The organism is Pseudomonas sp. LBUM1649, assembly GCF_059716155.1.
Genome location: NZ_CP166807.1, coordinates 6,143,319 through 6,163,615 on the forward strand (window position 1 = coordinate 6,143,319; position 20,297 = coordinate 6,163,615).

General features: G+C 58.6%; 18 protein-coding genes and 1 pseudogene. 4 read left to right on the forward strand and 15 right to left on the reverse strand.

From position 1 onward, the window contains the following. The first annotated feature begins 26 nt into the window (after positions 1-26). On the forward strand, positions 27-401 hold the full coding sequence (locus ACA058_RS28525; RefSeq protein ID WP_497636882.1) for a hypothetical protein: 375 nt from the start codon (positions 27-29) through the stop codon (positions 399-401). A gap of 58 nt (positions 402-459) precedes the next feature. On the opposite strand, the gene fdhA is transcribed toward ACA058_RS28525, so the two are convergent. The 8 genes from fdhA to ACA058_RS28565 form a co-directional block, all read right to left on the reverse strand. Next, on the reverse strand, positions 460-1,659 hold the full coding sequence (gene fdhA / locus ACA058_RS28530; protein WP_150705250.1) for a formaldehyde dehydrogenase, glutathione-independent: 1,200 nt from the start codon (positions 1,657-1,659) through the stop codon (positions 460-462). 115 nt (positions 1,660-1,774) lie between these two features. After that, on the reverse strand, positions 1,775-2,632 hold the full coding sequence (gene purU / locus ACA058_RS28535; RefSeq protein ID WP_497636883.1) for a formyltetrahydrofolate deformylase: 858 nt from the start codon (positions 2,630-2,632) through the stop codon (positions 1,775-1,777). Positions 2,633-2,821: 189 nt separating this feature from the next. Beyond that, positions 2,822-3,454: a sarcosine oxidase subunit gamma gene (locus ACA058_RS28540; RefSeq protein ID WP_497636884.1), complete on the reverse strand. Its 633-nt coding sequence runs from the start codon at positions 3,452-3,454 to the stop codon at positions 2,822-2,824. Positions 3,455-3,584: 130 nt separating this feature from the next. Next, the gene (locus ACA058_RS28545) at positions 3,585-6,602 is read right to left on the reverse strand and encodes a sarcosine oxidase subunit alpha (protein WP_497636885.1); all 3,018 of its coding nucleotides are present in this window, start codon (positions 6,600-6,602) and stop codon (positions 3,585-3,587) included. Next, positions 6,599-6,928 (reverse strand): sarcosine oxidase subunit delta, encoded by a 330-nt coding sequence (locus tag ACA058_RS28550; protein WP_438659005.1) that lies wholly within the window; start codon positions 6,926-6,928, stop codon positions 6,599-6,601. Before ACA058_RS28550 ends, ACA058_RS28545 begins: the two co-directional genes overlap by 4 nt. Positions 6,929-6,942: 14 nt before the next feature. Next, positions 6,943-8,193 carry a sarcosine oxidase subunit beta family protein gene (locus ACA058_RS28555; RefSeq protein WP_180202378.1) on the reverse strand — a complete coding sequence of 417 codons (1,251 nt, stop codon included), beginning with the start codon at positions 8,191-8,193 and terminating at the stop codon, positions 6,943-6,945. Positions 8,194-8,216: 23 nt separating this feature from the next. Further along, positions 8,217-9,470: a serine hydroxymethyltransferase gene (glyA, locus tag ACA058_RS28560; RefSeq protein ID WP_497636886.1), complete on the reverse strand. Its 1,254-nt coding sequence runs from the start codon at positions 9,468-9,470 to the stop codon at positions 8,217-8,219. A gap of 293 nt (positions 9,471-9,763) precedes the next feature. Then, the gene (locus ACA058_RS28565; RefSeq protein WP_497640018.1) at positions 9,764-10,492 is read right to left on the reverse strand and encodes a TraX family protein; all 729 of its coding nucleotides are present in this window, start codon (positions 10,490-10,492) and stop codon (positions 9,764-9,766) included. Positions 10,493-10,623: 131 nt separating this feature from the next. Between ACA058_RS28565 and ACA058_RS28570 the strand changes: the two genes are divergently transcribed. Then, entirely contained in the window at positions 10,624-11,664 is a 1,041-nt protein-coding gene (locus ACA058_RS28570; RefSeq protein WP_497636887.1) for a threonine aldolase family protein, read from the forward strand. Between the two features lie 166 nt (positions 11,665-11,830). Here the strand turns inward: ACA058_RS28570 and gbcB are convergent, their stop codons facing one another. Continuing rightward, positions 11,831-12,931, reverse strand: a complete 1,101-nt coding sequence (gene gbcB, locus ACA058_RS28575; RefSeq protein ID WP_497636888.1) for a glycine betaine monooxygenase reductase subunit — start codon at positions 12,929-12,931, stop codon at positions 11,831-11,833. 282 nt (positions 12,932-13,213) lie between these two features. Here gbcB and gbca point away from each other — a divergent pair, with 282 nt between their 5' ends. After that, positions 13,214-14,509 carry a glycine betaine monooxygenase oxygenase subunit gene (gbca, locus tag ACA058_RS28580; protein WP_497636889.1) on the forward strand — a complete coding sequence of 432 codons (1,296 nt, stop codon included), beginning with the start codon at positions 13,214-13,216 and terminating at the stop codon, positions 14,507-14,509. Between the two features lie 34 nt (positions 14,510-14,543). Here gbca and ACA058_RS28585 read toward each other — a convergent pair whose 3' ends face one another. After that, positions 14,544-15,539 carry an IS110 family RNA-guided transposase gene (locus ACA058_RS28585; protein ID WP_497634894.1) on the reverse strand — a complete coding sequence of 332 codons (996 nt, stop codon included), beginning with the start codon at positions 15,537-15,539 and terminating at the stop codon, positions 14,544-14,546. A 276-nt stretch (positions 15,540-15,815) separates the two neighbouring features. On the opposite strand from ACA058_RS28585, the gene ACA058_RS28590 reads away from it, so the two are divergent. Beyond that, positions 15,816-16,094 (forward strand): hypothetical protein, encoded by a 279-nt coding sequence (locus ACA058_RS28590; protein ID WP_497636890.1) that lies wholly within the window; start codon positions 15,816-15,818, stop codon positions 16,092-16,094. A 524-nt stretch (positions 16,095-16,618) separates the two neighbouring features. Here ACA058_RS28590 and ACA058_RS28595 read toward each other — a convergent pair. From ACA058_RS28595 to etfB, 5 genes and pseudogenes are all read right to left on the reverse strand, one after another. After that, positions 16,619-17,047, reverse strand: coding sequence for a hypothetical protein (locus tag ACA058_RS28595; protein WP_497636891.1), 429 nt, complete (start codon positions 17,045-17,047; stop codon positions 16,619-16,621). A gap of 128 nt (positions 17,048-17,175) precedes the next feature. Then, entirely contained in the window at positions 17,176-18,006 is an 831-nt protein-coding gene (locus tag ACA058_RS28600; protein WP_497636892.1) for a lipid II-degrading bacteriocin, read from the reverse strand. A 394-nt stretch (positions 18,007-18,400) separates the two neighbouring features. Then, positions 18,401-18,817: pseudogene (locus ACA058_RS28605) on the reverse strand (hypothetical protein); the annotation flags it as partial. Between the two features lie 115 nt (positions 18,818-18,932). Further along, positions 18,933-19,499: a GNAT family N-acetyltransferase gene (locus ACA058_RS28610; RefSeq protein WP_497636893.1), complete on the reverse strand. Its 567-nt coding sequence runs from the start codon at positions 19,497-19,499 to the stop codon at positions 18,933-18,935. Between the two features lie 22 nt (positions 19,500-19,521). After that, the gene (etfB, locus tag ACA058_RS28615) at positions 19,522-20,292 is read right to left on the reverse strand and encodes an electron transfer flavoprotein subunit beta (protein ID WP_497636894.1); all 771 of its coding nucleotides are present in this window, start codon (positions 20,290-20,292) and stop codon (positions 19,522-19,524) included. Between the last annotated feature and the right edge of the window lie 5 nt (positions 20,293-20,297).

Below are 20,297 nucleotides of genomic sequence, written 5' to 3' on the forward strand. Positions count from 1 at the left end.
CTCTCATTTCACCCCAAGAGAGCCAGATGATCACAGCACTAGAAGAAACTGTTGTATCGATGGAGAAAACCATTAGCTCACAACAACGAACCATTGCATCGCAGCAAGACTCTATCGCTGCCGCCCATGAAGTAATAAACGACGGCAGAATCGTTGTGGCCCGCTATGAAGACTCAATAGCGAAAATGCATCAATCAATTGCTCAACAGCAAAAAACCATAGAGGAACTGAAAGATGAGCTTGGCTATTTTGTATCGCTTCACCACCAGAACACACCAAACATTCGCAACCCAATAAGTCAGATCGAGATTGATCTAGCGTACCCCTCGCTGCCTCAGCGAAGTACAACAATCGAACCGGGAACTTCCCTTTCTGGACGGGCAAACAAAATTCGAAATTAACTGCGCTTTTAATGAAAAGAGGCGGCCGACTGGCCGCCCTTCTAACGGGTATTGGTCACTACGCCGCACTAAACAACTTATGCGGATCAATCACAAACTTCTTCGGCACACCCGCATCAAACTCGCCGTAACCTTCCGGCGCCTGATCCAGACTAATCACCTGCACACCCACCACTTCAGCAATGTTGATACGGTCCCACATGATCGCCTGCATCAACTGGCGGTTGTACTTCATCACCGGAGTCTGCCCGGTGTGGAAGCTGTGGGATTTGGCCCAGCCCAGGCCGAAGCGGATGCTCAGGCTGCCCATTTTTGCGGCGGCGTCGACGGCGCCCGGATCTTCGGTGACGTAGAGGCCAGGGATACCGATTTTGCCGGCAACGCGCACCACGCCCATCAGCGAGTTGAGCACGGTGGCCGGGGCTTCGTGTTTGACGCCGTCATGGCCGTGGCCGCGGGCTTCGAAGCCTACGGCGTCGATGGCGCAATCCACTTCTGGCTCCCCCAGCAGCGCGGCGATTTGTTCGTGCAGCGGGGTGTCGAGGGACAGGTCGGCGATTTCGAAACCCTGGGCCTTGGCGTGTGCCAGGCGCACGGTGTTGACGTCACCGACGATCACCACCGCTGCGCCCAGCAGGCGAGCAGAAGCGGCAGCCGCCAGACCGACCGGGCCGGCGCCGGCGATGTATACGGTGCTGCCTGGGCCTACGCCGGCAGTCACGGCACCGTGATAACCGGTCGGCAGGATGTCGGAGAGGCAGGTCAAGTCGCGGATTTTTTCCATCGCGCGATCGCGATCAGGCAGTTTCAGCAGGTTGAAGTCGGCGTACGGCACCAGCGCGTATTCCGCTTGGCCACCGGTCCAGTCGCCCATGTCGACGTAACCATAGGCACCGCCAGGACGCGCCGGGTTGACGCTCAGGCACACGCCAGTGTGCATTTCCTTGCAGGAACGGCAGCGCCCGCACGCCACGTTGAACGGTACGGACACCAGGTCGCCGATTTGCAGGTTTTCGACGTCGCGGCCCTTCTCGATGACTTCACCGGTGATCTCGTGACCCAGCACCAGACCGGTTTGAGCGGTGGTACGGCCGCGCACCATGTGCTGGTCGGAACCACAGATGTTGGTGGAAACCACACGCAGGATGACGGCGTGCTCGATCTTCCTGCCGCGCGGGTCCTGCATTTTCGGATAGTCGATTTTCTGTACTTCGACCTTGCCAGCGCCGAGATACACCACACCACGATTGCCAGACATGCTTTCACCTCGCTGTTGTTTTTATGTAGCGGTCGCGTCGCCATGGAGCGGCGGCGCGTTGACTGCTCGGGTTATTGCCTGTGTCTTTTGCGTTGTTTGTGAGGGCCTCAAAAACCTAAAGAACGACTGTGCGATTGGCGTTCAAAAACACTCGTCGCTCAATGTGATAACCCACCGCCCGCGCCAGGGTCAGGCCTTCGATATCCCGGCCCTTGGCGATCAGGTCTTCCGGATAATGGCTGTGATCCACCACCTCCACGCCCTGGGCGATGATCGGCCCTTCATCGAGATCGTTGTTGATGTAGTGCGCCGTAGCGCCCACCAGTTTCACGCCCTTGTTGTAGGCCTGGTGGTATGGCTTGGCGCCTTTGAAACCCGGCAGCAGGGAGTGGTGAATGTTGATCGCCTTGCCATCGAGTTTGCGGCACAGTTCCGGCGACAGGACCTGCATGTAGCGGGCAAGGATCACCAGTTCGGCGCCGGACTCTTCGATCACCTGCAACACCTGACGCTCCTGGGACGGTTTGTCGTTCGGGTCCAGCGGGAAGTGGTAGTACGGAATCTGGTGCCAGTCGGCCAGCGGCTTGAGGTCTGGATGGTTGGAGACCACGGCGGCCACGTCCATCGACAGCTGGCCTATGCGCTGACGGTAGAGCAAGTCGTTGAGGCAGTGATCGGCCTTGGAGACCATGATCACCACTTTTGGCCGGTGGTGCGGTGGAGTCAGCTCGAAGATCATGCCGAAGGCTGCACCGCGTTCGGCAAGGCCTGCGCGGAACGACTGCTCGTCGAAACCATCCGGTTGGCGAAACTCCACGCGAATGAAGAAACGGCCCGAGAGTCGGTCATCGAAGGAGTGGTGTTCGGTAACGTAACAGCCCTGCTCGAATAGAAAGCGCGTCACCGCGTCCACGGTGCCGAGCACGCTGGGGCAGTCGGCGGTCAAGATCCATGTGTCTGGGGCGCGGCTCATAGTACGGTGACTCCTGCTACAACATCGTGATCGGAGAGAACTGTGTGGCGAGGGGATTCATCCCCGTTGGGCTGCGAAGCAGTCGCAATGCATCCAATGCGGTGCACTTGATACACCGAGGTAGCAAATTTGGGGGCCGCTTCGCAGCCCAACGGGGATAAATCCCCTCGCCACAGGTGGGAACGATCATTACGCCTGAACGCTAAGGCCGAACTCAGCCGATGCATCCTGCAACCACAGCCACCAGTAATCCGAGAAGCTGCGGCGGATCAGCAGTTCCCAGGTGTCTTCGCCGGTGTGACGGATAACCAGTTGCGACTTGGCGAACACCGTCCCAACGGCCTTGCCCACCGGGAAGTTGTTGGGGTGCACGTCGTAGCTGGTGGATTTCATCAGCACCTGGCGCACGTTCGGGCCGCTCAGTTCGAGGATCTGCTGGCCACCGCTGACGTTGACGATCTGGATGTGCAGGTCGCCCAGCGCTTTGCGCAGTTTTTGCTCGGCGGCGAATTCTTCGCCGGTCGGCACGATCAGCAGCCATTCATCCGGCCCCATCCATTGCAAGCTGGTCTCGCCTTTGACAATGACGGTCAGCGCACCGGGCAATTCGATGCCGAGGGCCTTGTGCACGCCTGCGGCGAACGCGGCATCGTGGCCATCGCCACGGATGGTCAGGTGGCCGAGGAGTTTTTTCTCGCGCACGGTCACGCCGGCGCTCTTGCGGCCCTTGCCCACCAGGCTGGCGAGGTCGGCGTGATGCAGCGACGATTCGGCCTTGGCCCCGGAGGTTGGGCGTTGTTGGTAAACATTGGCTGCGGTCATAAAGCACCTTTCTTATGTTGATCGTTCCCACGCTCTGCGTGGGAATGCCGCCATGGACGCTCTGCGTCCGCTCTTGGGACGCGGAGCGTCCCGGGATGCATTCCCACGCAGAGCGTGGGAACGATCAGTGTCAGACGTTCTGGCGATCACCCTTTGGATCGAAGAACACCGAAGAAACGATTTCCGCCTCGATCACGCTGCCGTCCGCCAGTGGCGCAAACACACGTTCGCCCATGCGGTTCAGGCCGCCCTTGACCACGCCCATGGCAAACGAATAGCCCAGGGAGTTGTGCAGGTAGCTGGAGGTCACGTGACCGACCATGGTCATCGGGATCGCTTGCTTGGTGTTGAACACCAGCTGCGCACCTTCCGGCAGCCATTTGTTCGGATCGATCGGCTTCAGACCCACCAGCTGCTTACGCTGATCACGCACACAGTCTTCGCGGTTCATGCCACGCCAGCCGATCCACGAGAACGGTTTGGTGCGACCGACACACCAGCCCATGTTCAGGTCGTCCGGGGTCATCGAGCTGTCAGTGTCCTGACCGACGATGATGAAACCCTTCTCGGCCCGCAACACGTGCATGGTTTCGGTGCCGTACGGCGTCAGGTTGTACTTCTTGCCAGCGTCGACGATTTTTTCCAGTACGCCCATGGCGTAGTCGGCTTGCACGTTGACTTCGTACGACAGCTCGCCGGTAAACGAAATCCGGAAGATCCGCGCCGGCACGCCACCGACCAAGGCTTCTTTCCAGGTCATGAACGGGAACGCTTCGTTGCTCAGGTCGGCGTCGGTGACTTCGCTGAGCAGCTTGCGGCTGTTCGGCCCGGACAGGGTCATGGTTGCCCAGTGATCCGTCACGGAAGTGAAGTACACCTTCAGCTCTGGCCATTCAGTCTGGGAGTAGATTTCCAGCCATTGCAGCACGCGTGCAGCGCCGCCGGTGGTGGTGGTCATCACGAAGTGGTTGTCGGCGAGGCAGGCTGTCACGCCGTCGTCGAAGACCATGCCGTCTTCTTTGCACATCAGGCCATAACGCGCCTTGCCCACGTCGAGCTTGGTCCAGGCGTTGGTGTAGATGCGGTTGAGGAACTCACGTGCATCCGGACCTTGAATGTCGATCTTGCCGAGGGTCGACGCGTCCAGCAGGCCGACGCTGTCGCGCACGGCTTTGCATTCGCGCTTCACGGCGGCATGCAGGTCTTCACCGCTTTTCGGGAAGTACCAAGGACGTTTCCACTGACCGACGTCTTCGAACTCGGCGCCGTTTTTCAGGTGCCAGTGATGCAGTGCGGTGAAACGCACCGGCTCGAAGATGTGCCCACAGTGACGACCGGCCACGGCGCCGAAGGTCACCGGCGTGTAGTTCGGACGGAACATGGTGGTGCCCATCTGCGGGATGGTCACGTTCAGCGAACGGGCAGCGATGGCCAGGCCGTTGACGTTGCCGAGCTTGCCCTGATCGGTGCCGAAGCCCAGCGCGGTGTAGCGCTTGACGTGCTCGACCGACTCGAAGCCTTCGCGGGTCGCCAGTTCGATGGCGGCGGCAGTGACGTCGTTTTGCAGGTCGACGAATTGCTTCGGCGCCCGTGCGGTGTTCTTTTCATGGGGCACCTGGAACAGCGCCAAAGTCGGCTCTTCCAGACGCGCCAGGGCTTTGGGCAAGGTCGCTTCGACCGGACCGAAACCGGCTTCGCTGGCGGCGCGCACGCCCCCTTCAAAACCATCGGCCAGGGAATCGCCAAGACCGTAGACGCCGTTGATACCACCGACGCACACGCGTTTCTGCGGTGCTTCGCCCGGTACGAAACCGAGGATGTCTTCACGCCAGATCGGCTTGCCGCCCAGGTGCGAAGCCAGGTGAACCACCGGGCTGTAGCCGCCGGAGCTGGCGACGATGTCGCACTCGAGCCATTCGCCCGGGCTGGTGACTTTGTGTCCTTTGACATCGATGGCCGCGACGCGGGCAGCGGTCACGTGCTTGCTGCCACGGGCCTCGATCACGGCGCTGCCGGTGAGGATGCGGATGCCCTTGGCGCGCGCTTCTTCCACCAGCGCACCGCGCGGGTTGCTGCGGGCGTCGGCGATGGCCACGACTTGCAGGCTGGCATCGAGCCAATCCAGCGCAACGCGATAGGCGTGGTCGTTGTTAGTGGTCAGCACCAGCTTCTTGCCCGGTGCCACGCCATAACGGCGTACATAAGTCGAGACAGCGCCAGCCAGCATGTTGCCCGGCACGTCGTTGTTGCCGTAGACCAGTGGACGCTCGTGAGCGCCGGTCGCCAGCACTACACGCTTGGCGCGAACCCGGTGGATGCGCTGACGCACCTGGCCGATCGGCGCGCGGTCGCCGAGGTGATCGGTGAGGCGCTCGTGAATGGTCAGGAAGTTGTGGTCGTGGTAGCCGTTGACCGTGGCGCGCGGCAACAGCAGCACATCCGGGGTGTCTTTCAGCTCGGCGATGACGCTGGCGACCCATTCCACGGCAGGCTTGCCGTCGAGGCTTTCGCGGGAGTCGAGCAGGCTGCCGCCGAACTCTTCCTGTTCATCGGCGAGGATCACACGGGCACCGCTGCGCGCAGCCGCCAGTGCAGCGGCCAGGCCTGCAGGGCCGGCACCGACGATCAGCACGTCGCAGTGCTGGTTCATGTAGTCGTAGGTGTCCGGATCGTTCTCGGTCGGCGAGCGACCCAGGCCGGCAGCCTTACGAATGTACTTCTCGTAGGTCATCCAGAACGATTGCGGGTACATGAAGGTTTTGTAGTAGAAACCCGGTGGCATCAGCTTGCCGCCGACCTTGCCGAGAATCCCCATCATGTCGTTGTTTACGTTTGGCCAGCCGTTGGTGCTGGTGGCGACCAGGCCCTGGTACAGCGCTTGTTGCGTGGCGCGTACGTTGGGGATCTGCGTGGCTTCGGTGGCGCCGATCTGCAGCACCGCGTTCGGCTCTTCGGCACCGGCGGCGAAGATGCCGCGCGGGCGGGAATACTTGAAGCTGCGACCGATGATGTCGACACCGTTGGCCAGCAATGCGGCGGCCAGCGAATCGCCCTCGAAGCCTTTGTAGCTCTGGCCGTTGAAGGTGAACGTCAGAACTTTGTTGCGGTCGATCCGTCCGCCGTTGGACAGGCGATTGATCTGGCTCATACCTTCTCTCCCAGAGCCGTGGTGGCCGCTTTCGGGCTATCGGTCTTGTCGGTGAATTGTGGCTTGGTGCCGATCTTGTAGGTTTCGAGAATCTCGTAGGTCACGGTGTCACGGGTGGCGTTGAAGTACTGACGGCAACCGGCGACGTGATCCCACAGCTCGTGATGCAGACCGCGAGGGTTGTCGCGGAAGAACATGTAGTCGCCCCACTCCTCGTCGGTGCAGCTGTTCGGGTCCAGTGGACGCGGGATGTGCGCCTGGCCGGATGCGTGGAATTCCTCTTCGGAGCGCAGTTCGCCGCAGTGAGGACAGAAGATATGCAACATGGGGATTTCTCCTGTTAGTGGGCAACCGCAGCAGCGCCGTGTTCATCGATCAACGCACCGTTGTGGAAACGGTCGATGGAGAAAGGTGCGGCCAATGGGTGCATTTCACCCTTGGCCAGGCTCGCGGCAAATACGTTGCCCGAACCAGGTGTTGCCTTGAAGCCACCGGTGCCCCAACCGCAGTTGAAGAACATGTTCGGCACCGGGGTTTTCGAAATGATCGGGCAGGCATCCGGGGTTGTGTCGACGATGCCGCCCCACTGCCGGTTCATGCGTACGCGGGACAAGACCGGGAACATCTCGACGATGGCCTGGATGGTGTGCTCGATCACCGGGTACGAACCACGCTGGCCGTAGCCGTTGTAGCCGTCGATACCGGCACCGATCACCAGGTCGCCCTTGTCGGACTGGCTGATGTAACCGTGTACGGCGTTGGACATGATCACGCTGTCGATAATCGGCTTGATCGGCTCGGACACCAGCGCTTGCAGCGGGTGGGATTCGATCGGCAGACGGAAACCGGCGAGCTTGGCCATGTGCCCGGAGTTACCGGCGGTCACTACGCCGACGCGCTTGCCGCCGATGAAGCCCTTGTTGGTTTCAACACCGATGCACACGCCGTTTTCCTTGCGGAAACCGATCACTTCGGTCTGCTGGATCAAGTCCACGCCGAGGGCGTCGGCGGCCCGGGCAAAGCCCCAGGCCACGGCATCATGACGGGCCACGCCGCCGCGACGCTGGACGGTTGCGCCCATCACCGGGTAGCGAGTGTTCTTCGAGCAGTCGAGGTACGGAATCTCGTCAGCCACTTGCTTAGCATCGAGCAGCTCACCGTCCACGCCGTTGAGGCGGTTGGCGCTGACCCGGCGCTCTGAATCACGAATGTCCTGCAGGGTATGGCACAGGTTGTAGACGCCGCGCTGGGAGAACATCACGTTGTAGTTCAGGTCCTGAGACAGGCCTTCCCACAGTTTCATCGCGTGTTCGTACAGGTGCGCCGACTCGTCCCACAGGTAGTTGGAGCGAACGATGGTGGTGTTGCGCGCGGTGTTACCGCCGCCCAGCCAGCCTTTCTCGACCACGGCCACGTTGGTGATGCCGTGCTCCTTGGCCAGGTAGTAGGCGGTCGCCAGACCATGCCCGCCACCGCCGACGATGACCACGTCGTAGACCTTTTTCGGGGTCGGCGTGCGCCACATGCGCTGCCAGTTTTCATGGTGGCTGAGGGAGTGTTTGAAGAGGCCGAAGCCTGAGTAGCGTTGCATAGTCATTTACTCCAAAACCGCGCTCAGCGATAAACCGGGAAGTCCGCGCACAGTGCCGATACTTGCTGGGCGACATTGGCCTCGACATCGGCATCGCCGAGGTTGTCGAGGATGTCGCAGATCCAGCCGGCCAGTTCAACGCACTGGGTCACCTTGAAGCCGCGAGTGGTCACCGCCGGGGTGCCGATGCGCAGGCCGGAGGTCACGAACGGCGACTGTGGATCGTTCGGGACAGCGTTCTTGTTCACGGTGATGTGGGCGCGACCGAGTGCTGCATCCGCCTCTTTGCCGGTGAGGCCCTGACGGATCAGGCTGACCAGGAACAGGTGGTTGTCGGTACCGCCGGACACTACATCGTAGCCGCGTTTGATAAATACGCCGGCCATGGCCTGGGCGTTGTCGATCACTTGTTGCTGGTAGGCCTTGAAGCCGGGCTCCAGCGCTTCCTTGAAGCACACCGCCTTACCGGCGATCACGTGCATCAGCGGGCCGCCCTGTGCACCCGGGAAGACTGCCGCGTTGAGCTTCTTCTCGATTTCTTCGTTGGACTTGCACAGGATCAGGCCGCCACGTGGACCGCGCAGGGTCTTGTGGGTGGTGGTGGTGACCACGTCGGCGTAAGGCAGCGGGTTCGGGTACAGACCGGCAGCGACCAGACCGGCGACGTGGGCCATGTCGACGAACAGCAGCGCTCCAACCTTGTCGGCGATCTGCCGGAAGCGCGGGAAGTCGAGGGTCTTGGAGTAGGCCGAGAAGCCGGCGACGATCATCTTCGGCTTGCACTCGACGGCCAGGCGCTCGACTTCGTCGTAATCGATCAATCCGGTCTTGGTGTCGATGCCGTACTGCACGGCGTTGTACAGCTTGCCCGAGGACGACACTTTCGCGCCGTGGGTCAGGTGACCGCCGTGGGCCAGGCTCATACCCAGAATGGTGTCGCCCGGTTGAATCAGCGCCAAATACACGGCGCTGTTGGCCGAGGAACCGGAGTGCGGCTGTACGTTGGCGTAGTCGGCGCCGAACAGCTGCTTGGCGCGTTCGATGGCCAGGGCTTCAACCTTGTCCACGTGCTCGCAGCCACCGTAGTAGCGCTTGCCCGGATAACCTTCGGCGTACTTGTTGGTCAGGCCGCTGCCTTGCGCTTCCATCACGCGTTTGCTGGTGTAGTTCTCTGACGCGATCAGCTCGATGTGATCTTCCTGACGTTGCTCCTCGGCATTCATCGCCGCCAGCAGTGCATCGTCGTAACCCTGGATCTGGTCTTGCTTGCTGAACATCGCGTCTCTCCCAGCGGCGGCGGTGCGCCATTCGTCTCGGTGAGGCACTGGCTTTTCGGCAGTGCCCTTTGATAGCGATGGTATGACCGGCTTCGAGTCGTCAAATGCCTACGCGCGCCACGCAAAGGTGCGTTTACGACATGGCGGGAAATGGCAGGCCGAGCACAACTCGCGAACCAACCGCAATCCCCTGTGGGAGCGAGCCTGCTCGCGAAGGCGATGTGTCAGAAACATTGATGTCAACTGACACTCCCTCTTCGCGAGCAGGCTCGCTCCCACAGGGTTTCCCGGGGTTATGCGAGAACCTGTCGCAACGCTAGCAGGATCAGGAAATGCGCGGGATACAGCGCATAGGCCCAGCGCCGCATCGGTGGTGGTTTTACGTCACGGGCGTGTCGCAACAGGAACAGCCCCAACCATGGCGCAATCAGACAAGTGGCAACAGCCGCCATCGCCACGCCATTACCCAATCGAACGGAGTAATACAGCACCTGCCACTGGTTCGCCGCCAGACAGACCAACCCCGGCAGCAGCGCGAAATACCAGGAACGCCGGATCACCAGCAGCGTCGACAACGGCAGTAAAACACCGAAAAAACCGAACATCAGCCGCTCCGGGAACATCGCCGCCAGCGCGAGTGCACCGCCGGCCAGTAGACGCGCTTGCAGGGTTCGAACCTGCCAGCCTCGCACCACCAGCAGTCCGAGCGCGAGGGTGGACAACACATTCAGGGTGTCGGGATTGGGAATGTACAGCCGGTAGGGAATTTCACTCACAGCGCTGAACAGCAGCAACCAGCCTAGATAACGCCACTGTCCGCCTGTTGTCACCGTCGACGCCCGCGCCAGATTCGCCGCCATCGCCAGGCAAAACCATGGAAACGCCAGACGCCCCGGCACATACAACAAATTGACGGAATAACCGACATATCGCAGGTGATCGAGCACCATGCTCAGCAACGCCAGCCACTTGAGCAGATCCAGTGCACGGTCGCGCTGCTTTAAGTGCATGGCCACGTGCATAATCGTCCTTCGATTGTGTAATTTCCTGACAGCAACATCCCGTGTGCTCTCCTGACGATCTTGGGTAAAGTGCACACCATCATTGACCACGGAACGCTTCACCATAAGCGTCCCGACCACGGAAGCAGGCCATGACCGATAAGAGCCAACAATTCGCCAGCGACAACTATTCCGGCATTTGCCCTGAAGCCTGGGCTGCCATGGAACAGGCCAACCATGGCCACCAGCGCGCTTACGGTGACGACGAGTGGACCGCCCGCGCGTCCGACGATTTCCGCAAACTGTTCGAAACCGACTGTGAAGTGTTCTTCGCCTTCAATGGCACCGCCGCCAACTCGTTGGCCCTGTCGTCGCTGTGCCAGAGTTACCACAGCGTGATCTGTTCGGAAACCGCTCACGTCGAAACCGACGAATGCGGCGCCCCGGAATTCTTCTCCAACGGCTCCAAGCTGCTGATTGCCCGCACCGAAAACGGCAAGCTGACGCCGGAATCGATCCGCGAAGTGGCGCTCAAGCGCCAGGACATCCACTACCCCAAACCCCGTGTCGTGACCCTGACCCAGGCCACCGAAGTCGGCAGCGTCTACACCCCGGACGAAATCCGCGCCATCAGCGCCACCTGCAAAGAGCTGGGCCTGAACCTGCACATGGACGGCGCGCGTTTCTCCAACGCCTGCGCGTTCCTCGGGTGCACGCCAGCGGATCTGACCTGGAAGGCCGGTGTTGACGTCCTGTGCTTTGGCGGCACGAAAAACGGCATGGCCGTGGGCGAGGCAATCCTGTTCTTCAACCATAAACTGGCTGAAGACTTTGACTACCGCTGCAAACAGGCCGGGCAACTGGCGTCGAAAATGCGCTTCCTCTCGGCACCCTGGGTCGGAATCCTGGAAAACGGCGCCTGGCTCAAATACGCCCGCCACGCCAACCACTGCGCGCAACTGCTGGCCGAACTGGTGAGCGACATTGCGGGTGTGGAACTGATGTTCCCGGTGCAAGCCAACGGCGTGTTCCTGCAACTCTCGGAACCGGCCATCGCCGCCTTGACAGCCAAGGGCTGGCGTTTCTACACCTTCATCGGCAACGGCGGCGCACGCTTCATGTGCTCGTGGGACACCGAAGAAGAGCGCGTGCGGGAATTGGCTCGGGACATTCGGGAAGTGATGTCTCACTAACCCTCCAGCGTTTCGTCATGATCGTTCCCACGTTCCGCGTGGGAATGCAGCCCGTGACGCTCTGCGTCACAACGATATTCGACTCTACACAGGCGGCGAAGCAGGAACGCGGAGCGTCCCGAGAGGCGTTCCCACGCAGAGCGTGGGAACGATCATTGGTAGCCAGCTAGAACTCGATGCGCACATCGCCCTTCGGTACGCTGCAGCACGACAGGATGTACCCTTCGGCTTCGTCTTCTTCGGTGATCCCGCCGTTGTGTTCCATCTCCACTTCGCCGCCCAGCTTCAACACCTTGCAGGTGCCGCAGATGCCCATCCCGCAGGCTTTGGGGATCAACAAACCGACCTTGGCCGCCGCCGCATGCACGGTTTCGCCTGGTGCCACACGAATGCTCTTGCCAGACGCGATGAACTCCACCTGGTGCAGATCCGCCAAGTCGACTTGCGGTGCGTCGGCCGCTTGTTCGGCATGTTCCACAGCGTCGGCACGCGCCTCTGGCGGGGTCGCGCCGAAGGATTCTTCGTGGTAGCGCTTCATGTCGAAGCCGGCGGTTTCCAGCAAGCGTTTGACTGCGCTCATGTACGGGGTCGGACCGCAGCAGAACACTTCCCGTTCAAGGAAGTCCGGCGCCATCAATTCAAGCATTCTGTGGTTGAGGTAACCGCGATAACCGGCCCACGGTTCGCCCATTCCATGCTTCTCGCAGATCAGGTGCAGGCTGAAGTTATCGATCCGCGATGCCATGTGTTCCAGTTCGCGGTGATAAATGATGTCTTTCGGCGACCGGGCGCTGTGGATAAACACCATGTCGACATTGCCGTTGGTGTCGTAGAACCAGCGCGCCATGGACATGACCGGCGTGATACCGACGCCACCGCTGAGGTAAAGCACCTTCGGCGCGGTGAAGTCCATGGCGTTGAACAGCCCGACCGGCCCGTGCACCGCCAGCTCCTGACCTTCGTGCAGGGTGTCGTGCAGCCAGTTGGAAACCTTGCCGCCCGGCACCCGCTTGATGGTCACCGAAAAGCTGTACGGCACCGACGGCGAGCTGGAAATGGTGTACGAACGCATGACCGGCTGGCCTTCGATTTCCAGCTCCAGGGTGACAAACTGCCCCGGCTTGAAGAAGAACATGATCGGCTGGTCGGCCATGAAGCAGAAGGTGCGCACATCCCAGGTTTCCTGGATGACTTTGACGCAACGGACGATGTGCCGACCATTGGCCCAGGTCTGGGTGGTTACCGGGTTCAGGAAGCTGTTGGACATGCTGATCTCCACGGCCGACTGTCGGCCTTCATGTTGGCGATTCTGCGTATAGCGCGAACCACCCATTTACCTATCTGCGACATTCACATGCTTATCGCGACCAGCCCCCAACTACCGGGGCTTGCGCGTCGGGAACAGATTGCACCATGTCGCCCATGGATAAGGTTCTGGCCAGCGCCGGCCCCACACTCGCTCCACACGACAACAGTTTCTTTACACCTTGCGTAGCAACCCTGATTAGCCACTTTCGCCGGCCACGCAGATGGCCTTGAGGATTAAACGATGGACGTCACTACTACCCTGAGCCTGGGCGATCCGCTGGAACCCGCACGCAAGGCCACCGCCCAGATGCTGCAAGAGCGCGAGCGCACTTTCTCGCTGCCGCAGCCGTTTTACTCTGACGAGCGCCTGTTTGATATCGACATGCAGGAGATTTTCCAGAAAGAGTGGTTGATCGCCGGCATGACCTGCGAAATCCCCACCAAGGGCAACTACCTGACCCTGCAAGTGGGCAAGAACCCGATCATCGTGATTCGCGGCGCCGATGGCGTGGTGCATGCCTTCCATAACGTCTGCCGCCACCGTGGTTCGCGCCTGTGCACCAGCGAAAAAGGCAAGGTCGCCAAACTGGTCTGCCACTACCACCAGTGGACTTACGAACTCGACGGTCGTCTGCTGTTCGCCGGCACCGAGATGGGCGCCGACTTCGACATGAAGCAGTACGGCCTCAAGCCGGTGAACGTGAAGACTGCCGGTGGCTACATCTTCATCAGCCTGTCGGAGAATCCACCGGCCATCGATGACTTCCTGTCGACGCTCAGCCATTACATGGAACCGTACGACATGGAAAACACCAAGGTGGCAATCACCACCACCTTGATGGAAAAAGCCAACTGGAAACTGGTGCTGGAAAACAACCGCGAGTGCTACCACTGCAACGCGTCGCACCCGGAACTGTTGAAAACCCTGCTGGAATGGGACGACGTCACCGACCCACGCGCCGACCAGGCCTTCAAGGACCACGTCGCCGCCTCAGCCGCGTCCTGGGAAGCCGAGAAGATCCCATACGCCCACGCCAGCTTCGGCCTGCGTAACCGCATCGTGCGCATGCCGCTGCTCAAGGGCACCGTGTCGATGACCATCGACGGCAAGCAGGGCTGCGCCAAACTCATGGGCCGCATCAAGAACCCAGACCTGGGCTCGATGCGCATCCTGCACCTGCCGCACTCCTGGAACCACTGCATGGGCGACCACATCATCGTGTTCACCGTGTGGCCGATCAGCGCTCAGGAAACCATGGTCACCACCAAGTGGATCGTCCACAAGGACGCCGTCGAAGGCGTGGACTACGACGTGGAGCGCATGCGCCAGGTCTGGGACGCCACCAACGACCAGGACCGTCGCCTGGCCGAAGAGAATCAGCGCGGGATCAACTCCACGGCTTACCAGCCTGGGCCGTACTCCAAGACTTACGAGTTTGGCGTAGTGAACTTTGTGGACTGGTACAGCGAGCGGTTGCTGAACAACCTGGGCGCCGAGCCTGCGCCGTACCTCAAAGGCGTCCCAGTTCAGGGCTAACGCCACCGCCCCCCTGTAGATACTCTGTTCACGGTCAAGCTTTCGCGAGATGTTTTTTGCTAAAAAGCTTGGCCGTATTAAATTCTTCTCCAGAGCGCATGCATGCCCATAACCCGGTTAGGTATTTGCGCATGACCGCGCCGATGGCCTGCATTTTCTTCTTGCCGCGCGCTACCAGTGCCTCGTAGAAGGCCTTCACATTCTCATCACAACGGATTGCCGTCATCGCCGGCATGAACATCGCTGCACGCAAGTAAGCATTACCGCACTTGGACATTCGTCCTGGCCGGTTCACGCTGGTGCCTGACTGGGTCAGTCTGACATCCAGGCCTGCATAGCGGCTTACCTGTGCCGATTTAAGCGTCACTGGAAGGGTCGTCAGCTCAGCCAGTGCGGCGATGGCCGAGGCCTCTCCAACGCCGGGCGCCGCCATCATGCAGCGAAATTGCAGGCTCAGATCAGGGCATTTGGCGATGGCGTCGCGCGCAGCCTGTTTTAATCGATCGATTCGAGCGTCCAACGCGCTTATCGCGTCTTTCTCATCCTCGATCAGCAGTGCGATGCTCGTTTCTGTCGCTTGTAGCGCATGCAGCTCGTTCTTGGCTCGCGTCCGATGGCCAATCAGTCGGTTGATGTGGCGACCAATCGCACGCAGCATCATCTGTTCCGCAGTGGGCGGGACCCACAGCCTAGGCCCCATACGCTCGCCGTATTCGGCCAGCAGTTGGGCATCGATCTGGTCAGTCTTGCTGTTTTGCAACATCAGCTTGGCAAAGTTGTGGAAGCTTTTGGGGTTGATCACCGAGACCGGCAAGCCGGCGGCGTGCAATTCCATCGCAAGATCCAGGTAGTAAATACCGGTAGCCTCCATGACAACGCTCAGCGGCTTGAGACGTAGCAGCTTTTCCACAGCGGCCTTGCGACCTTTGGGCGTGTGCAGAATGTCTCCATTGCCTGCTGCTTTGCCGTTCTGCCGCCATCCCATGGCTGAACTGCGAGCACTGATATCTATGCCGACATGCGCATTCATTGCTTTTCACTTCCTTGGCTTTAGGTAAGATTGCACCTGGTTCCCCCGACCTCGAACTTCATGCCACTGCAACCTTGTAATGCGAAGTCCGACTTGTCGGCTTCTCGATACTCTTCGTGGTGGGCAATGAGGCGGGGGGGCCTCTCTACAGACAAGGTCAGGAGCAAATCCTGCCTTCAGGAGCGATCGGCCTCCCCCAGAAACGTACTTGCTGTTGAATGAATCCTTGAGCGTAACCTCTCTCATGGAATCAAGGTCAACATACAAGGAGCGAGCATGCTCGCGATGGACGTCAACGATGACGCTGGCAACATGATTCCCAGCGGCGTTCTCAGGTTCATCGCGAGCATGCTCGCTCCTACAGGGACGGGTTTTGTCCCCACAATTCATATCTCCTTTAGCACTGTACGAAATATGATCTATTCCGTTCAGAGCTATACAGTGCGCGCCTCCCAGCCTTCCGCAAACAAGTTATCCACACCTCCACCCACAGCAAATGGGGACAACTGTGGAAATGTTGAAAACTTTTTCCGCTTAAACCAAAAAAAACCGTGACTTATCCAGAATCAGGGTTTTCCACAGCGACTGGTCATTTATTAATCAAACCTCTAAAGAGCACGAATTATGTGGCTTGCAGAGGATGGTAAACACCTTATCCACAGAAGCGCCAACAGACTTTGGGGGCAACTATTGCGCCTCTGTGGAAAAGCGCTAAAAGCCGCGAGTTTTCGGGGTTTGCGCACGGTATAACAGTTAAAAACCTGGATTTGATTAATTTTTAATCAGAAGCCTGAACGCCGCTGTTTATAAGGCTCTCAGCGGTAAGCGAACATCTTATCCACAGAAGCGCCAACAGAGATTGGGGGCAAGTTTGGGCCATCACCTATTAAAAAAGCTTGGGAAAACCGAAACTTATACTGGTCATTATTTGATCTAAGGCTTGCAGGCCGCGGTTTACATGGGTCGTGGCGAGAGGTGAACATGTTATCCACAGAAGAGCTAACAGGGATTGTGGGTAAGGTTTATGATTTACCACAGGCATCCCTGCCCTGTGAGAAACATTGAGAGGCCCACTAGAATCATTCGAGGCCGGATGGGTGACCGCTAATCCGCTTTGGAATGCCAGCTACGGTCAGTGCAATCACAAGGAAGTACAGGGAGAGGCCCGCAATTCCTAATTTTGTTTCCCATACATAGGACCCAATTACAAAAACCCCCAACAAACAGGAAAGTAGAAGAAGAACGTTGGAGAACAGAAAAATAGCTAATTTAACGCGAAACGAGGTCACTCTAAACAGCACTATCACCAGCACCCCCAAGCCTGACAATATTACTGCAAAAAAACTTATAACTAACAATGCGACTGTATAAACTTTTACCGCCGGCAACCCCCTTGTATCTGCAAGATTTTGTGGATTATCCGGAACGCCTATTCCGGCAGCAAACAAACAAAACCAAGCCCCGACAAACAATATCAGAGCTATTAACAGGCATTGGTACGGACGCATGAACAGCACTCCCTCACAAAGCAAGATTGGCCGCCAGTGCATGCACGACCATCTTTAACAAAAAGAACGAGCAAATAATCAAAAACGCCCCAATACCGTGGCATTCCTCAGCAAGCCCGAAACGAAATCTATCGCTCAATGACAATAACGTTGGTTCCCTTGATAGCAATTTCATATGGCTTTGCATTCAGGTAGCGCTCCACAGCTGCAAGAACACTAGTGGCATTCTCCCCCACTGCACTGCGAAATGTACTTGGATTTGCATCGTAGATATCATTGTAGGCTCTTGCACCACCGCTGAAAGTTATCTTTCCATTTTCATGTTTGGTGATGGTTCCTTCAATTTTCAGGGTGATGTTGCCAAGCCATGACGCAGTCATCCATGAGTCTGATGATGTGTTGTAAGGCACCTTATCCAAGGCGATCACAGTTCGCCCCACAGGAGCTGTGGCTAAAGCGGTTTCCAGCATTGGAATGGGTGTGCTGGAAAGCCGCAAGCCTAAACTATTGATACTGGTTTCGGCGGCGGAACCTTCACCGTAAAGAAAATGCCCCAATGCAGCGACCGGTGTCAGCGTACCACCAGACAGTCCTTTGGACTCAGGCACAGCGCCTGCCGTGAAATTTCGTAAAGTGTAATTCAGCGCTTGTACTGGTGACATATTTGGATTCAAGCAAATGTAGTTATCGGCAAAGGGGATCGACTGCATGTCACGCACCATCGATGTCACTATTCCCAAAGCCACACCATTTCTTATAGAGGCTTGCTGTTCGTTAGTTATCTTGACGATCATCTCTCGCCACATACCTTGGCTATAGAAGACGTTCCTCTCCTGTTGTTGCGCAATAGATACCATCGCGGGATTTGGCGCTGGCCAAGGACCACCCGCTGGCATTGGTGAGTAGCCAGGCGCAACTGCTGTAGTGATGAGGGGCGGAAGAACAATTCCATTGCTCATACTTAATTCCTTATATTGTTATTTAATTGGCCGTAGAAAAACTACGAACCATCGCGTTTCAATCGAAATGACGAACCTCAAAAATTGACTCAACAAAGAAAAACATAACTCAACGAGAACCAATCAACAAGTGACCAAACATTTACTTACAGTACTGACACCGCAGAATGCAGGACGCAACATATCTGTTTCAAACCAACGCAAGTGGAGAATCCACCCAGAGCAAGCTATTGATTTACAGAAGATAAATTTTTGAAAAAATTAAATCCACACTGGCAATCAACTGACAACACCCCACTAACCAACAAGCCTCAAAGAAAAGTCTTACAAAAAAAACAAACAAGTCTTACAAATATCACTCTCTTCACCAACAAGTACTTTAATGGCCGTACTTCTATGCCCTGTTCAAACACGACCGCCCCGCCTCGATATCCAGATTCAACTCAAAATCATCGAACGCACGCCAGCCAAGCAAAATCGAAGGCACATACCGTCCCAGCACCCACGAAGGCGCAATGGTGAAGCCAGGATAAAATCTGTAGGTAATCGCCATAGCACCGCCCGGCAAATTCAAAACGCCCTTGAAGGTTTGGTAACGCTGCTTGTGCGCGGCGTTGATCGGTGAGTTACCAGGGGTCAAGGACGTCACTACATTGACCTGATCGCCAGGAGCAGCGGATGTCAGGTAATCGACATTCCCGGTGTCCACAATCGCCAGCGTGTCCCTGTTATCAAGCCGTACAGCGATCGTCAGTCATTGGTTGATATCCATGCGGGTGAAAGCGATTGGTGAGTCACATCGCACGGCAGGCCTTCGTGACCGGTTGCCGCACCCTCAATAGCGCACAGTAAAAATGTAGCAGGCGGGGGCATGTCGCGAGAGGCAAACGCGGAGGCTGTGGATAACCGTTATAAAGGGTCAGGCCCTAAGGCCGATACATCAAATAGGCTTCCCCGCTGACCCGAATCATCGGATGCGGCGTGATCTGGCAGGTATCGACAATACGGAACCCATGGCGCTCATAGAAACGCCGGGCACCGGTGTTCGCGGCATAGTCGATCAGGCTCAGGCCATTGAGGCCCAGCCGGTTGGCGCGGTCGTAAGCGTAGGCGAGGAACTGCTTGCCCAGCCCCTGATTGCGCCAGCCTTCATGCAGCGCCAGGCTGGAAATATAAAGGGTGTCGGGGATTTCCATCTTGGCGTACGGTGCCAGCACCGGGTCGGTCACCGGCGCCGCGAACGGATCGTGACGCATCACGTAGCTGTGCAGCATGCCGATGACTTCACCCTCGGCCTCGGCGATCAGGCAGTTCTGCCAGGAGAAATCCACATTTTCACGGGCATAACGCAGGGCTCCGACGTCCAACAGATCCTGCCCGGGTTCTGCTATCTGGCTCCAGATGTAATCCGAAGCACCCTCCGATGAAATCTGGAACAAACGCGCAATCTCTCGCGCATCCGCGCGCACTGCCGAACGAAATTCAACTGCCATTGACCTGCCCCCAAACGGACCGCTAGCGGACCACACCTTCTTCTATCAGCAACTTGAGAATCGCCTCAGCCCCCGCTTGCGCCGTAACGCCCTTGAGCACTTGCCCACCGCCGCCGCTGGCCTTGGCCGTCGCGGCTTTCATACGGTCAGCGCCGCTTTTGGCTTTGATCACCTTCAAGCGTTTAGGCCGTGGCTTGGCCGGTTGCAGGGTGGCGACGGCCAGCAGTTCATCGTCGACGACTTCCACGTCATTGGCCTGCAATACCCCACGCCGGGCCGGCCCGTAGGCGCTCTGCCGAGGCTTGGGCGCGGCGTTATCCACAGTGGCGAGGAACGGCAAACGAACCTTCAAGCGACGCCGCTGACCGCGCGGCAAGGCTTGCAACACCAGCGCAGAACCGCCATCGATGGACTCGACCTGCGCCAGCCCCACCACCAGCGGCCAACCAAGGCCTTCAGCCAGCAGGAACGGCAACATGCCCGAGCCCTCGCCGGTTTCGGCCTGGGTGCCGGTCAGCACCACCTGCGCCCCGGCATCACGCAAATACGCGGTCAACGCCGGCAGCGCATCGGCGCCCTCCGGTTGCTCCAGCACGTGCAGTTGCTCAAGGCCCATGCCCAGATAGGCGCGTAGCGCAGGTTCGGCGATGTCGCCGGCATGCAGCACCTGCAAGTTATCCCCAGCCAGCTGCAAGCCCAACTCCACCGCCCGCGCATCCTGTTCCGCGCGACGTGGTCGACCGGAAGTCGGGTGGGCGCCGATGGACACCAGGCTGATGATTTTCGTGCTCATAACCC

What these genes read in the sequence shown, in the direction of transcription:
- fdhA (WP_150705250.1), bottom strand. Translation starts at nt 1,659, where the DNA reads ATGTCTGGCAATCGTGGTGTGGTGTATCTCGGCGCTGGCAAGGTCGAA.
- ACA058_RS28610 (WP_497636893.1), bottom strand. Translation starts at nt 19,499, where the DNA reads ATGGCAGTTGAATTTCGTTCGGCAGTGCGCGCGGATGCGCGAGAGATT.
- ACA058_RS28595 (WP_497636891.1), bottom strand. Translation starts at nt 17,047, where the DNA reads ATGCGTCCGTACCAATGCCTGTTAATAGCTCTGATATTGTTTGTCGGG.
- ACA058_RS28600 (WP_497636892.1), bottom strand. Translation starts at nt 18,006, where the DNA reads ATGAGCAATGGAATTGTTCTTCCGCCCCTCATCACTACAGCAGTTGCG.
- ACA058_RS28525 (WP_497636882.1), top strand. Translation starts at nt 27, where the DNA reads ATGATCACAGCACTAGAAGAAACTGTTGTATCGATGGAGAAAACCATT.
- ACA058_RS28545 (WP_497636885.1), bottom strand. Translation starts at nt 6,602, where the DNA reads ATGAGCCAGATCAATCGCCTGTCCAACGGCGGACGGATCGACCGCAAC.
- purU (WP_497636883.1), bottom strand. Translation starts at nt 2,632, where the DNA reads ATGAGCCGCGCCCCAGACACATGGATCTTGACCGCCGACTGCCCCAGC.
- etfB (WP_497636894.1), bottom strand. Translation starts at nt 20,292, where the DNA reads ATGAGCACGAAAATCATCAGCCTGGTGTCCATCGGCGCCCACCCGACT.
- ACA058_RS28590 (WP_497636890.1), top strand. Translation starts at nt 15,816, where the DNA reads ATGCTCGCGATGGACGTCAACGATGACGCTGGCAACATGATTCCCAGC.
- ACA058_RS28565 (WP_497640018.1), bottom strand. Translation starts at nt 10,492, where the DNA reads ATGCACGTGGCCATGCACTTAAAGCAGCGCGACCGTGCACTGGATCTG.
- ACA058_RS28570 (WP_497636887.1), top strand. Translation starts at nt 10,624, where the DNA reads ATGACCGATAAGAGCCAACAATTCGCCAGCGACAACTATTCCGGCATT.
- ACA058_RS28555 (WP_180202378.1), bottom strand. Translation starts at nt 8,193, where the DNA reads ATGCAACGCTACTCAGGCTTCGGCCTCTTCAAACACTCCCTCAGCCAC.
- gbcB (WP_497636888.1), bottom strand. Translation starts at nt 12,931, where the DNA reads ATGTCCAACAGCTTCCTGAACCCGGTAACCACCCAGACCTGGGCCAAT.
- ACA058_RS28585 (WP_497634894.1), bottom strand. Translation starts at nt 15,539, where the DNA reads ATGAATGCGCATGTCGGCATAGATATCAGTGCTCGCAGTTCAGCCATG.
- ACA058_RS28540 (WP_497636884.1), bottom strand. Translation starts at nt 3,454, where the DNA reads ATGACCGCAGCCAATGTTTACCAACAACGCCCAACCTCCGGGGCCAAG.
- ACA058_RS28550 (WP_438659005.1), bottom strand. Translation starts at nt 6,928, where the DNA reads ATGTTGCATATCTTCTGTCCTCACTGCGGCGAACTGCGCTCCGAAGAG.
- gbca (WP_497636889.1), top strand. Translation starts at nt 13,214, where the DNA reads ATGGACGTCACTACTACCCTGAGCCTGGGCGATCCGCTGGAACCCGCA.
- glyA (WP_497636886.1), bottom strand. Translation starts at nt 9,470, where the DNA reads ATGTTCAGCAAGCAAGACCAGATCCAGGGTTACGACGATGCACTGCTG.